This window comes from Staphylococcus sp. HGB0015, assembly GCF_000411275.1.
GTDB classification, from domain to species: Bacteria; Bacillota; Bacilli; order Staphylococcales; family Staphylococcaceae; genus Staphylococcus; species Staphylococcus schleiferi.
In genome coordinates, this window is sequence record NZ_KE150417.1 from 1,086,092 (window position 1) to 1,100,123 (window position 14,032).

The 14,032-nt window shown below is 35.6% G+C and carries 12 protein-coding genes and 1 other annotated feature; of the genes, 1 reads left to right on the top strand and 11 read right to left on the bottom strand.

The window, feature by feature from the left end:
- Positions 1-112: 112 nt before the first annotated feature.
- The 4 genes from radC to HMPREF1208_RS05085 form a co-directional block, all read right to left on the bottom strand.
- Positions 113-793, bottom strand: a complete 681-nt coding sequence (radC, locus tag HMPREF1208_RS05070) for a RadC family protein (protein WP_016425285.1) — start codon at positions 791-793, stop codon at positions 113-115.
- Positions 790-1,509, bottom strand: a complete 720-nt coding sequence (locus HMPREF1208_RS05075) for a prepilin peptidase (RefSeq protein WP_016425286.1) — start codon at positions 1,507-1,509, stop codon at positions 790-792. Before HMPREF1208_RS05075 ends, radC begins: the two co-directional genes overlap by 4 nt.
- A gap of 197 nt (positions 1,510-1,706) precedes the next feature.
- Positions 1,707-2,975 carry a bifunctional folylpolyglutamate synthase/dihydrofolate synthase gene (locus HMPREF1208_RS05080; RefSeq protein WP_016425287.1) on the bottom strand — a complete coding sequence of 423 codons (1,269 nt, stop codon included), beginning with the start codon at positions 2,973-2,975 and terminating at the stop codon, positions 1,707-1,709.
- Between the two features lie 11 nt (positions 2,976-2,986).
- Complete coding sequence (locus HMPREF1208_RS05085) at positions 2,987-5,617, bottom strand: valine--tRNA ligase (protein WP_016425288.1); 2,631 nt, start codon at positions 5,615-5,617, stop codon at positions 2,987-2,989.
- Between the two features lie 38 nt (positions 5,618-5,655).
- Positions 5,656-5,870 (bottom strand) — a binding site (T-box leader).
- Between the two features lie 58 nt (positions 5,871-5,928).
- On the opposite strand from HMPREF1208_RS05085, the gene HMPREF1208_RS05090 reads away from it, so the two are divergent.
- A complete protein-coding gene (locus tag HMPREF1208_RS05090) occupies positions 5,929-6,477 on the top strand; it encodes a DNA-3-methyladenine glycosylase I (RefSeq protein ID WP_016425289.1) in 549 nt (182 codons plus the stop codon).
- A gap of 107 nt (positions 6,478-6,584) precedes the next feature.
- Here the strand turns inward: HMPREF1208_RS05090 and HMPREF1208_RS05095 are convergent, their stop codons facing one another.
- The 7 genes from HMPREF1208_RS05095 to hemA all read right to left on the bottom strand — a co-directional run bounded on the left by HMPREF1208_RS05095 (position 6,585) and on the right by hemA (position 13,892).
- Positions 6,585-7,667, bottom strand: a complete 1,083-nt coding sequence (locus tag HMPREF1208_RS05095) for an AbrB family transcriptional regulator (protein ID WP_016425290.1) — start codon at positions 7,665-7,667, stop codon at positions 6,585-6,587.
- 105 nt (positions 7,668-7,772) lie between these two features.
- Complete coding sequence (gene hemL / locus HMPREF1208_RS05100) at positions 7,773-9,068, bottom strand: glutamate-1-semialdehyde 2,1-aminomutase (protein ID WP_016425291.1); 1,296 nt, start codon at positions 9,066-9,068, stop codon at positions 7,773-7,775.
- Between the two features lie 14 nt (positions 9,069-9,082).
- The gene (gene hemB / locus HMPREF1208_RS05105) at positions 9,083-10,060 is read right to left on the bottom strand and encodes a porphobilinogen synthase (protein ID WP_016425292.1); all 978 of its coding nucleotides are present in this window, start codon (positions 10,058-10,060) and stop codon (positions 9,083-9,085) included.
- Positions 10,060-10,737: a uroporphyrinogen-III synthase gene (locus tag HMPREF1208_RS05110; protein WP_016425293.1), complete on the bottom strand. Its 678-nt coding sequence runs from the start codon at positions 10,735-10,737 to the stop codon at positions 10,060-10,062. Before HMPREF1208_RS05110 ends, hemB begins: the two co-directional genes overlap by 1 nt.
- 14 nt (positions 10,738-10,751) lie before the next feature.
- A complete protein-coding gene (gene hemC / locus HMPREF1208_RS05115) occupies positions 10,752-11,675 on the bottom strand; it encodes a hydroxymethylbilane synthase (RefSeq protein WP_016425294.1) in 924 nt (307 codons plus the stop codon).
- A gap of 25 nt (positions 11,676-11,700) precedes the next feature.
- Entirely contained in the window at positions 11,701-12,537 is an 837-nt protein-coding gene (locus HMPREF1208_RS05120; protein ID WP_016425295.1) for a cytochrome C assembly family protein, read from the bottom strand.
- A gap of 14 nt (positions 12,538-12,551) precedes the next feature.
- A complete protein-coding gene (gene hemA / locus HMPREF1208_RS05125; RefSeq protein ID WP_016425296.1) occupies positions 12,552-13,892 on the bottom strand; it encodes a glutamyl-tRNA reductase in 1,341 nt (446 codons plus the stop codon).
- Positions 13,893-14,032: the final 140 nt, after the last annotated feature.

Below are 14,032 nucleotides of genomic sequence, written 5' to 3' on the forward strand. Positions count from 1 at the left end.
AATTAGTTGAGGTAAGGCGCCTGGGAAAGCGAGACTCGAAGAAGCAATCGGAAGTTTGCGACTTAATTATTATAGACACATAACCACCATATAAAATGTACAGCCTTTGTTTTTATAAGTCAATCTCACTCAGAATAGATACATAGTTGCTATCCCCTACAATGATGTGATCAAGTACATCAATACCCATCGCTTCTCCACATACAATCAGTCTTTTAGTCGTTTCAATATCTGCTTTAGATGGCGTAACATCTCCGGAAGGATGATTATGCAGTACAATAATGGCATGCGCCGACCATTTTAATGCTGTTTTAAAAATTTCTCTAGGATGAATGACCGCACTATTTAATGTACCGATAAACAAAGTTTGCTCGTGAATAATTTGATGTTTTGTATTTAATATAATAAGAACAAAATGCTCTTGATGACACCCATTAAACTTGGGATAAAAACGTTCCGCTATTTGTTGTGGTGTGTGTATGGGCTCCGACAGTGTGCGTGTTTTTTCTCGCGCTAACCGCTGGCATATTTCAAATACAGATAAAAGTGTAACGGCTTTATTTCTTCCAATCCCTTCAAATGATTCCAATTCTGCTAAAGATAAATTTTTGATTTGTGACAGTGATTGGCATTGAGACAACATATTAGAAGCAATATCTATACTAGAATGGCCCCTGCTCCCTGTATTAATAAAAATTGCTAGTAGTTCAGTGTTAGATAATGCTTGACTACCAAATTGTATTAAACGTTCTTTAGGTTTTTCATCAATTGATAAATCACGTATTCTGGTCATAGAATACCTCCGTAAAAGTTAATTAAGTGAGGATAAAACGAGGTGGTCAATATAAATGATACAAATATAGAAGGGACTAGTGGTATGCAATGTGTCATTTTTGATTTTAATAATCGTAAGAGCAAGTAAAAGAGACATCCGATTGGAAAAATCATTTCTAAAAACAAAAATAAAAAAGGCATTGGAAAGAAGAAAATCATCACAAGACATAATTTTATATCACCAAATCCAATTAAATGGTTTTGAATGAGGCCTATAAAAAAGAGTGATAAAAATAAAATAGCATGTTGTAAATCAACATAGAGGTGATGCGGAAAATAAAGCAGGAGAACAAAAAGTAAAACTAAAAAGCGATGTTGGACAATCATGCTACAGATATCAATCACCCCTATTGTTAAAAGCATCAATCCAACCGCATAAAATATTTCAGTTGATACATAAACAGGTAAAATCGTAGGATAGACTAGTAATGTCCCTCCCAATAATTCTCCAATTAAAAGTGATTTAGGAATTGGCTTGCTACAATAGCGGCAACGTCCACTGAAAAGCACGAAGCTAACTATCGGTATAAGATCTGTCAATTGAAGTTGATGAAAGCAATACTTGCATCGTGACCTTTTAACTAAATGCTTTATCTTCAGGTCAGGATGTTCGGCAAATTGAAGTAAAAAACTCATAGCAATACAACCAACAAAAAATAGCGCGCAATACTGCAAGTAAGCACCTCGTATCTAAGAATTTACGAAACGTGTCAACTCTAGGCGTCAACATTTGAGTGTCATCATTATAGCGTTTCATCATTTCAAGGGTCAAATTTGCAAAAATGACATATCGCGTACCAAAGCTATGCAAATTAAAAAAACCATTTCATAAACAGGTAATACACATTAACCTGCTATGAAATGGCTTATTTTTATGCATTAAATGCAATTTTAGATTTAATTTCACTAATGAAATAAAGGCTACCCGTAATAAGTAATGCTTCGCCTTTATATTCGCGAATAAATGCGACAAAGTCATCCACGATTGATTTGTTACCGAACTCAACTTCATCATATAATGTTTGTTTCGGTAAAGCTTTTGGAAAATCAAACCCTGTAACATAAATATGCTTAGCAATATTTTGAAAAGCGTCGAGCATATGATGGATGGGCTTACCTTCAATGGCAGCAAATAACACATCTACTTTTTCTAAATCATAATATTTTTCAATCGTATCGATCAATGCGTCCACACTTTCTTTATTGTGTGCACCGTCAATAATGATGAGTGGTTCTTCTGAAACTTGCTCAATGCGACCTGTCCAATAAGCTTGCTCAATACCATCAATCATTTTGTTGAAATCTAAATGGATGACATTTTGCTCATACAATTCTATCAAAGCTGTGATGACGAGTGAGGCATTTTCTTTTTGATGTTCCCCTAACATATGAAGCGCTAGATTTTCTAATTCATAGTCTTTATAGCGATAAGTAAATTCATCCCCTTCAGACTTAATTAAAATATCACGGTCAAATTCTAAAGCTTTTGCATTCAATCTCTCTGCTGTATCGCGAAAAAGCTTTAAAGCCTCTTCGTTTTTAATCGCATAAACAATTGGGGTGTTGGCTTTTATGATTGCAGATTTGTCTTTAGCAATGTCAAGATACGTTTGTCCAAGAATATCGGTGTGATCTAAACCAATACTCGTTAAAATACTAATAAGCGGTTGGATAACATTTGTAGAATCATTTTTAACACCTAAGCCTGCTTCCACAATAACAAAGTCGACAGGGTGCACTGCTCCGAAATATAAATACATCATCGTTGTAATAATTTCGAATTCAGTTGCTACTCCCAAATCCGTTTCTTTGTCCATCGCTTCACTCACAGGTTTAACACGTTCAACTAATGCTACAATTTCATCGTTCGTAATGGGCACACCATTTAAACTAATTCGTTCATTGAAAGTCTCTATATAAGGCGACGTAAATGTACCCACTTGGTAATCGTTTTTCATTAATGCTTCACGCATGTATGCTACAGTAGAGCCTTTACCATTAGTCCCACCAATATGAATGGCGTTAATACGGCGTTGAGGGTTTCCCAGTCTTTCGAGCATCCATTCCATGCGTTTTACGCCAGGCTTAATACCGAATTTAGTTCTTTCATGTATCCAATATAAACTGTCTAGATAATTCATAACTAAGACTCCTACGCCTTTAATTGTTCAATTCTAGCTTTAACACCATCATATTTTTCTTGGTATTTGACTTGTTTCTCTTTCTCTTCATTAATAATTTTTTCTGGTGCTTTTTTAACAAAGTTTTCATTTGCTAGTTTTTTATTGACACGATCTAATTCTTTTTGCCATTTTTCTAGGTCTTTTTCCAAACGCTCTAATTCTTTATCCATATCAATTAAACCTTCAATTGGTAAAATGACTTCACCAGCTGCAACAACAGATGTCATTGCTTTATCAGGAATTTCGATTTGAGTGGCAATCTCAAGTTCACTCGGATTACAGAAGCGTTCTAAATAGTGTTGGTTTGCTAACAACAACTGTTGAATTTTTTCATTTTTCGCTTTGATTTTAATCGGAATTTCTTTTGATAATGGTGTGTTTACTTCTAAACGAGACTGACGTACAGATTTAATAATTTCAACTAATTGTTCCATTACATCTTTACTCTCTTCGAAATTAAACGCATCATTAACTGTTGGCCACGCACTTGTCACAATAGACTCGCCTTCATGCGGCAAGTTTTGCCAAATATGTTCCGTTACGAATGGCATGAATGGATGCAATAGGCGCATCATGCGGTCTAAAGTATAACTTAACACTGAGCGTGTTACGTTTTTCTGTGCTTCATCGTCACCGTTCATTGGTATTTTACTCATTTCAATATACCAGTCACAAAACTCATCCCAAATAAAATTATACAATACACGGCCAACTTCGCCAAACTCGTATTTATCACTTAATTGCGTCACTGTTTCAATCGTTTCATTTAAACGTGTCAAAATCCACTGATCTGCTACTGATAGATTTTGAGATAAATCGATATCTTCAAAACGGAATGTTTCACCAATATTCATTAAGCTAAATCGAGCAGCATTCCATATCTTGTTAATAAAATTCCAAACTGACTCTACTTTTTCAGTTGAATAGCGTAAATCATGCCCCGGTGAAGATCCTGTGGCTAAGAAATAACGAAGACTGTCTGCACCATATTGATCAATGACATCCATAGGGTCAACACCATTACCTAGAGATTTACTCATTTTACGTCCGTCTTCTGCGCGTACTAACCCATGTAATAACACATCACTAAATGGCTTTTCACCTGTAAACTCTAAACCTTGGAAAATCATACGTGCTACCCAGAAGAAAATAATATCATAGCCTGTTACTAGCACTTGTGTTGGATAAAATCTTTGGTAATCTTCAGCTGTTTCATCAGGCCATCCAAGTGTAGAAAAAGGCCATAATGCACTAGAAAACCAAGTATCTAATACATCTTCATCTTGTGTCCAATTTTCAATGTCTTCAGGCTCATTTTCACCAACATAAATCTCACCTGTTTCATTGTGATACCAAGCAGGTATTTGATGTCCCCACCAAAGTTGACGAGAAATAGTCCAATCTCTTATTTCTTCCATCCAACGGTTAAAAGTTTTTTCAAATCGTGCAGGAACAAATTCGATACGTCCATCTGTTTTTTGGTTATTCAAAGCTTGTTCTGCTAACGGTGCCATTTTAACGAACCATTGTGTCGATAAATAAGGTTCAACAACAGCACCCGTACGTTCAGAATGTCCAACTGAATGAACGTGATCATCGATTTTAATTACAAGTCCTTGATCTAACAAATCTTTAACGAGTTGTTTACGACATTCAAAGCGATCTAGACCAGCGTATTTCCCTGCTTCTTGATTCATGCATCCAGATTCATCCATAACGACAATACGTTCTAAGTCATGACGATTGCCAATTTCAAAGTCATTTGGATCATGTGCAGGTGTCACTTTCATTGCCCCGCTTCCAAATTCTTGGTCAACATATTCATCAGCTAAAACAGGAATCTCACGGCCAACAATTGGTAAAATAACATTTTTACCGATAACTTCTTTGTAACGCGCATCTTCCGGATGTACAACAATTGCAGTATCACCTAGCATCGTTTCTGGACGTGTCGTTGCAATTTCAATATACCCTTCGCCATCCGCAAACGGATATTTAAAATGATAGAATTTGCCGTTAACATCTTCGTGAATGACTTCAATATCAGATAGTGCTGTTTTCGCTACAGGATCCCAGTTAATGATACGTTCACCACGGTAAATTAATCCTTTTTTATACATATCAACAAATACTTTACGTACTGCTTGACTTAAACCAGAGTCGAGTGTGAATCTTTCTCTTGAATAATCTAAGCCAAGTCCGAGTTTAGCCCATTGTTGACGAATAAAATCGGCATATTCTTCTTTCCAATCCCATGCTTTTTCTAAAAACTTTTCTCTACCAATATCATGTCTCGAAATGCCTTCTTCTCGCATTTTTGCTTCAACTTTTGCTTGTGTCGCAATACCAGCATGATCCATACCAGGTAAATAAAGTGTTTCATAACCTTGCATTCGTTTCATACGCGTTAAAATATCTTGCAATGTTGTATCCCAAGCATGCCCTAAATGTAATTTTCCAGTTACATTCGGCGGTGGAATAACAATTGTATATGTGGGTTGATCTGAATTTTGTTTAGGTTTGAATAACTCTTGTTCTACCCATTTTTGATATCGACCCGCCTCAACTTCTTGCGGATTATATTTTGGTTTCATTTCCATAAGAATCCTCCTTCAAATAAAAAAACATCCTGTCCTCATCATAGGACGGATGTTCCGCGGTACCACCTAAATTCAATAATGCATTCGCACTATTGCACTCTTACGATTAACGCTCATAACACGCTTTAACCTACTTTACTTTCAGCTAAAGTTCAACGTGGGCTACCTTCAATAACGCCTTTTATGTACTCTCAGCAAACGTACACTCTCTAAAAAAAGACAACCATCTACTCTTCCCAAATTCTACTATTAATTTAATTCTTATAGTATACTGAAACGACAATGAAGTCAATACAAGGAGGTATAAAAACGTGAATCCCTGTGCATTCGGTAGTCAAGATCCAGTATATATCGATTATCATGATCATTTTTGGGGAAAGCCATTATATGATTCTCGTGCGCTATTTGAACTTCTGGCATTAGAATCCCAACATGCTGGTTTATCTTGGCTAACGATACTCAAAAAGAAAGATGCTTACAAATCAGCATTTTATCAGTTTGATCCATATAAAATTGCACAAATGACATCATCAGATATCGATCAATTGATGACATTCCCTAATATTATACATCATCGCAAAAAGTTGGAAGCCATTGTTTCTCAAGCCAAAGGTTATATTGAAATTGAAAAAGACTATGAAAGCTTTAGTCATTTTATATGGTCATTTGTCGATGGTGCACCCATTGATTTTCAATACAAAACCGTTGAAGCGCGAATTACAGTGAACGATACAGCCAAGAAATTGTCAAAGTCACTGAAACAATACGGGTTTCAATTTATCGGTCCTATAACTGCATTTTCATTTATGGAAGCTGCGGGTCTTTATAATAGTCATTTGATTTCTTGTCCAAATCGTTAACACATGTATGAATACAATACCCAATAAAATACAAAAAAGGGATAGCAGTCACGTTAAAACGTTTGATTGCTGTCCCTTTTAAATGAATCAAAATGAATTATTTTACATTAAGACGTATTTCTTTTATTTTTCCGATCTTGATATTTAAAAATAAGGCTAATTAATGGTGCAATCAGAAAGAGTATGAAGAATATACGGAAAATATGATAGCTCGAAATCATAGCGACATCTCCACCGGTATCTAATGCGACCAATACAATTTGACTCATACCTCCAGGTGCTGCACTTAAAAATAGATTATTAATCGACGCTGGATTAAATAAATGAATCAAAATGACCATTAAAAGTGTACCAAATATAAGTAAAATATTTTGATAAGCAATTGCGACTGCAATTCTGCCCTTAAGTTGCTCAGTTAAATGCGCGATTTGAATACCTACACGAATCATATAGATAATTTGAGCACCTGCAATAATTGGCGCATCAAGCGTAAAAGTGCGTTCGGTTACCATATTCCAAACAATGAGCACTAAAATTGGCGCAAGTAACATTTTGGTTGGAAAGTGAATCCATTTCATCAAAATGTAAACGACACAAATACCTAGCCCAATGATTAAAATGTCCTTGAAAGTTAAAACTTCAGTTAATAGATGCATATGTTGCATTTCGGTTTGACTACCGTCTGCATCTTTAAAGAAATATGAGATAAACGGAACTAAAATAACAACAAATATAATACGGGACGTTTGCGTCAGGCTCACAACAAGTATATCTGCGCGCTTATTTTCTTCGGCCATCACAAGCATCTGACTTAATGCGCCTGGTATGACACTTAATAAAGCTGTTTCTCTATTGACCCTTGCAATTTTTCTAAAGCCGATAGAAACAATAAGAGATAATACAAGTAACAAGACGCTCACTAATATAATTGAAAACCAATCATTTTTAATATCATCGATTACATTTTTTGTAAAAGATGTTCCAATTTGAACGCCCAACATGATAAGACCAAGTTCACTTAGCCATTGTGGCCAATTCACTTCTAACTTCAAAACTTTAATCACAAATAAACTGGCAAGTATCGGTCCGAACATCCATGGCAGTATTAAATGAAGTCGTAATAATATAAGGCCAAAAATGATTGAGAGTCCAAGTACAATGAAACTATTAATGTGGTGTTTTCGTGTCATGGTCCCTCCTATCATTTACAGCACTTTTGTTTTTAATAATTATAAACAATAAAATTGGCATTTTATTCATTATAGTACTTTTAGTTGTGTAAAATAGTCAAATATTTATTGTGTTGCTTTTGTAATTCGCTCTAGAGCTGTATCAAATGCTTCTAAAGTTTGTTGAATATCATCTTTTGTATGAGCCGTTGACAAAAACATACCTTCAAATTGTGACGGAGGTAAAAAGATACCTTGTACTGCAAGCTCACGATAAAGAACGCGGAATAATTCATGATCTGAAGCATTTGCTTCTTTAAAATTCGTAACAGGACCTTCATTTAAGAAAAACCCTATCATTGAACCTGCTCGGTTGACAGTTAATGGAATACCATAGCGATTAAAGATTTTTTTAAGCCCGTCTTCTAACATATCACCTAATTGATTAAAGTAGTCATAACTTTCTGGTGTCAATTGGCTTAATGTCATGTAACCACTTGTCATTGCTAGAGGGTTTCCTGAGAGTGTCCCTGCTTGGTAAATATCACCACTTGGCGCGATATGATCCATAATCTCTTTACGACCACCAAATGCACCAACAGGTAAGCCACCACCGATGACCTTACCTAAACATGTTAAATCAGGTATGACATCAAAATAACCTTGCGCACAATTGTAACCTACTCTAAAGCCTGTCATGACTTCATCAAAAATAAGCAATGCATCATTTTCTTGTGTAATGTCACGTAAGCCTTGCAAGAAATTGTTAATAGGTGGCACTACGCCCATATTACCTGATACAGGTTCTACGATAACTGCCGCAATATCATCACCAAATTGTTCAAAAGCATAGCGTACTGCATCTAGATCATTATACGGAACGGTAATTGTATTTTTAGCTGTCCCTTCAGGCACCCCAGGAGAATCAGGCAAGCCAAGTGTGGCTACACCAGATCCTGCTTTGATTAACAGAGAATCACTATGTCCATGATAATTACCTTCAAACTTGATAATTTTATTTTTACCTGTATATCCACGTGCAAGTCGCAATGTATCTAACGTTGCTTCTGTACCAGAAGAAACCATGCGAACTTTTTCAATTGATGGTACACGTTCAATCACCAGTTCAGCAAGACGATTTTCTTCTAATGTCGAAGCGCCGAAACTTGTTCCACGATCAACGACTTTATGGATTTCTTCAATGACTTTTGGGTCGCGATGACCTAAAATTAATGGTCCCCAACTTAAAACGTAATCAATATATTCATTTCCGTCTATATCATAAATACGGCTTCCTTCACCGTGATCCATAAAAATAGCGGGTGTATCTACAGATTTAAAAGCACGAACTGGACTATTCACACCGCCTGGCATGAGTTTTTCTGCTTTTTCAAAAGCTTTAATGGATTCATTATAACGCATGATGTGACCTCCTTTTATTCCTTATCTAAATATTGACAGATATCTTTAGCGAAATAAGTGATAATCATATCAGCACCTGCACGCTTCATAGAAATCATTTGTTCCATAACGACTTTTTCTTCATCAATCCAACCATTCAAAGCTGCTGCCTTTGTCATACTGTACTCACCACTTACATTGTATGCCACAATTGGAACGTTGCTATGATTTCTAACATCTCGAATAATATCTAAATAGCTCAGTGCGGGTTTAACAATCATCATATCGGCACCTTCTTTAAGGTCAGATTCCAATTCTCGAAGTGCCTCTAAGCGGTTGGCAGGATCCATTTGATATGTCTTTCTATCTCCAAAAGAAGGCGCTGATTCTGCAGCATCTCTAAATGGACCGAAAAAGCTAGATGCATATTTAATGCCATAACTCATAATTGGTATATTTTGGTATCCGGCTTCATCGAGCCCTTCACGTATAGCAATTACAAAACCATCCATCATATTGCTTGGTGCAATAATATCAGCGCCTGCTTCTACTTGAGAAATCGCAGTTTTCACTAATAAAGGTAAAGTTTTATCATTGTCTACATCGTGTGTATGAGGGTCAATTAAACCGCAGTGGCCATGATCCGTATACTCACATAGACAAGTATCTGCAAGTATTAATAAGTCTTTATACATTGATTTTGCAATTCGTGTCGCTTTTTGTATAACACCATCTTCTACATAAGCCCCTGTACCACAACTATCTTTTTCATTAGGGATGCCGAAAAACATGATTGCACGAATTCCTAAATCGTATGCAGCTTGAATTTCTTCATGCAATAAATTCAAACTAATTTGATAAACGCCAGGTAAAGATTTAATTTCTGTTTTAACATCATCTTTTTCGACAACAAAAATAGGATATATTAAATCTTCTTTTCTTAGATGTGTTTCTCTTACCATATCACGCATTGTACGTGATGATCTTAAACGTCTATGTCTATCAAATTCCATTATAAAACCCTCATTTCTATTATTTTATCCACAATTGATTCTAAAGTTTGGATTTGAGCAGTATAACAATTGTTGCCATAGTTTTTGATTGCATTAGCGGTTTGTTTGCCTATAGCAAAGTATTGGTCAAAATGACGAGGCTGGTACTGCTGAAAAAAAGCATTTACAGCTGAAGCACTTGCAAATGTCACTGCATCAACAGCATTTTTTTGAATACGATTATAAGCCTCATCAATATTCTGTTGTACCGGATGTGGTTGATAAAGATCAATTTTATGAACTTGACAACCTCTCATTTCAAGCGTTTGTTGCAGCAACGGTCGCGCTAACTTGCTGGACGGCAAAAGAATTTGAAGTTCACTATCTACCGAAAATTCTTTTAAAAAGCCTTCTTGAGAATAGTCAGATGGGTAAAAATGAACATCTAACTGATTAGATTCACAAAATGCTTTTGTTTTTTGTCCGATGACTGCAAGATGGCGATAATTTAATTGCTTCATATAAGGTAGAAAATATCGAACAGCATTTTGAGAAGTCAAAATGAGCCAGTCGTAGTGCGTATCTAACAGGCGCGTATCAAAAGATAAAGTTTGTATCTCTACAAATGGTAAATGTTGTATCTCAACACGTTCATCAACATACGGCTTTGTTTGTGTCATCACTATGACTGGCTTCATTTTATACACCTTCTTTATTCTTCGTTTAAAGCTGCTATAATTTGATCCGCACCTTGCGCTTTTAATGCTTGACTCACTTTATTCCCCAATTCAACAGGTTGGTCTCCCATTTCAGTGTGCTCAAAGCGTTGCGTACCATCTGGTGACATAATCAGACCTGTAAAATGGATACGTTGATTGTCATCTTTATAGGCATAGCCGCCAATAGGGACTTGGCAACTTCCATTCATCTCCTTCAAGAATGTACGTTCTGCAGCAACACAGTCAGCCACATCTTGATTATGTACCTTAGCAAGCAACGCCAATAATTCATAATCGTCTGAACGACACTCTATACCCAGTGCACCTTGACCAATCGCTGGAACAAGTTGTCCTTTATCAAGGTAAGACGTAACGATATCGTCAGACCAACCCATTCGTTTTAAACCTGCTGCAGCTAAGATTATCGCATCATAATCCTCTGAATGGAGTTTCTTTAATCGCGTATCGATATTACCTCGTATCCATTTAATCTCGAGTTTTGGGTATTTCGCTAAAATTTGTGCACCACGTCGTAGTGAACTTGTACCAACGATACTCCCATCAGGCAACGCATTGAGTGGCACATGATTTTTAGCGATATAGGCATCAAAAGGGTTCTCTCGATCTGGGATACACCCTAATGTAAGCCCTTCAGGTAATTCACTAGGTACATCTTTTAACGAATGTATCGCAAAGTCGATTTGATGATTAAATAATTCATTTTGAATTTCTTTTACAAATAAGCCTTTTCCGCCTACTTTCGATAATTGTCTATCGACTATTTGATCGCCTTTAGTTACAATTTCCTTAATTTCAATATCCAAATCAGGTTCAATTGCTTTTAAACGATCAATAAACTGTTGACTTTGGGTAAGCGCAAGTTGGCTTCTTCTTGAACCGACAATAAGTTTACGCATTAAGTTTTCCTCCAATAAAAATTCGTTACACACCCGTCCATTGATGGAACGTTGATAATTGAGTGACCACAATCAAGTTAAACATACAGCATAAAAATAACATAATGTTCAACTGAATTAAAAAGTATTGCTTAAATCGATGTGTGATTCGTAAAGCAATAAATATAGAATAAGCTACAAAAATAATTAATGATGAAATGACTTTCAAATCGGCGAAAATATGGAAGCCGATTGAATTCATTCCCCATAATATTCCTAATAACAAGCTTATAAACATAATGATTGTGCCAACAAGAGAACTGTAAAATACAATTTTTTCGAGTGTCCCGATACTGCTCATTCGAAAATAATTTTGATTAAATCGCTTTTGTTTTAAATTGCGATATTGAATCAAATAGATGATTGCATTTACAAATGCAACTGCAAAAATCACATAGCTTAGTAAAGCGAGTGATATATGGAAAACAAGGAGCTCATTCATAACTGTGAGTCGCGTTCCACCCATTTTAAATTGTTGTGGATGAAACGTATAAATAGTCATAAAGATAAAGCCAATTACATTTAAAAATGCAATCATAAAGTCAGATTGTCGCATCACTGACATGACAAAGGTAACTGTCAGTATTAACCACGTTAAAACATAAAAACTCTCCACTAGAGATGTTAACGGCAATTGTTTTTGCCACGTAATAAACATAGTTAAAGAGACTGTTTGACAAAACCAAACAATCCCTAATGCATAAAAACCAATATTTTGCACACGATAATTTTTTTGGAACACGTCTATAATTAAACAAATCATGCTCACTAAATAAATCAATAATATTATTTCATGAAACCGTATAAAAAAGGCCTCTTCCATAGCATCACCGCTTGTTAAGTTTCAAAATTAAGTAATCTCTCTCTTAAAAGTGTTCTTTTTTTCTCAATAGCTTGAGATTTATAATCCGCTTCAACTTCTAAATCAAAAATTTCTTTAAATAATTGAAGCTTAGCATCTGCGTTTCGATCGTCACTTATTTCTTTGGCTTGCTTGATTGGGTCTTTCAACATTTGATTAATAATACTTTTCGTATGTTTAGAAACAACTTTACGATCACGTTCAGACATATTAGGTAACTTACGATCGATGCTCTCCATCGTCTCTTGTTGAATTAACATTGCTTTTTCTCGTAAAGCACGAATAACAGGGACAACGCCTAACATTCTCACCCATTCGTTATGTTTTTCAATTTCAGACGGTATACGCGCTAGGATTTGGTCTGCCGCTTTACGACGTTCACGTAAATTGGCGTCAACGAGACCTTTTAAATCATCAACATCGTAAATAAACAACTCTGTATCATTTGCTTCAAATGGTTCGATATCTCTCGGAACAGCAATATCAATGAGTACTTTTTGAGCTGTTTTCGCCACAGCTTGACACATTTCTAACATGTCTTGCGTAATAATAAATTGTTCAGAACTTGTAGAACTAATGACGATATCTGATTTCACAAGAAAATCACCTAACGCATCCCATTCAGCATAATGAACCCCGTATTGATCTGCTAATGATTTTGCACGTGATAATGTACGATTAATTATCGTAATCTCACTTACGCCAGCACCTTTTAAATTAAGTAATGACAATTCTGCCATTTCACCAGCACCAATCACTAACGCATGCTTTTTATTAAGTTTACCGAACATCTTTTTCGCTAGTTCCACAGCACCGTATGACACGCTGATTGTGTTGTCTGCGATATCTGTTTCATGGTGTGCCTTTTTACTAAAAGTGATCGCTTGCTTAAACAACTCATTAAATATAGTGCCCGTAGTTCCTGCTTTTTGAGCTGTAAAGAAAGCATCTCTGATTTGACCTAGTATCTGAGTTTCTCCAAGCACAATAGAATCTAACCCAGAAGCAACTTTAAATAGATGTTCAATAGCCTCATTTTCTGTTTTAACCTCAGAAATGGCTTTAATCTCATCTACTTCAAAACTAAATTGTCTCGCCAAAAATCTTTGAATGTAATAACGGCCCGTATGAATTTGATCGACTACAGCATAGACTTCTGTGCGATTACAAGTTGATAATATCACGTTTTCTAATATAGACTTTGTTTCAAACAGTGATTCGTGGACGCTAAGCATATTTTCTTCTTTAAATGCTAGCTTCTCACGACATGTAACATCAGCTGTTCGATGATTTACACTTACTGCTATTAAATACATGTTTATGCCCCCATATAATCTACAATAACTACATTATAACATAGATTAGATTCATTCTAATTAAAAAAAGACACTTTAATATGATAATTTAAAAATTTATTAAAGAACGCGTGTCTTAGGATGAGAAAAGAATGATAAAA

Excerpts from the sequence above, each read along its gene's own strand:
- HMPREF1208_RS05120 (WP_016425295.1), bottom strand. The coding sequence starts at position 12,537 with ATGGAAGAGGCCTTTTTTATACGGTTTCATGAAATAATATTATTGATT.
- HMPREF1208_RS05080 (WP_016425287.1), bottom strand. The coding sequence starts at position 2,975 with ATGAATTATCTAGACAGTTTATATTGGATACATGAAAGAACTAAATTC.
- HMPREF1208_RS05110 (WP_016425293.1), bottom strand. The coding sequence starts at position 10,737 with ATGAAGCCAGTCATAGTGATGACACAAACAAAGCCGTATGTTGATGAA.
- radC (WP_016425285.1), bottom strand. The coding sequence starts at position 793 with ATGACCAGAATACGTGATTTATCAATTGATGAAAAACCTAAAGAACGT.
- hemA (WP_016425296.1), bottom strand. The coding sequence starts at position 13,892 with ATGTATTTAATAGCAGTAAGTGTAAATCATCGAACAGCTGATGTTACA.
- hemL (WP_016425291.1), bottom strand. The coding sequence starts at position 9,068 with ATGCGTTATAATGAATCCATTAAAGCTTTTGAAAAAGCAGAAAAACTC.
- HMPREF1208_RS05095 (WP_016425290.1), bottom strand. The coding sequence starts at position 7,667 with ATGACACGAAAACACCACATTAATAGTTTCATTGTACTTGGACTCTCA.
- hemB (WP_016425292.1), bottom strand. The coding sequence starts at position 10,060 with ATGGAATTTGATAGACATAGACGTTTAAGATCATCACGTACAATGCGT.
- hemC (WP_016425294.1), bottom strand. The coding sequence starts at position 11,675 with ATGCGTAAACTTATTGTCGGTTCAAGAAGAAGCCAACTTGCGCTTACC.
- HMPREF1208_RS05085 (WP_016425288.1), bottom strand. The coding sequence starts at position 5,617 with ATGGAAATGAAACCAAAATATAATCCGCAAGAAGTTGAGGCGGGTCGA.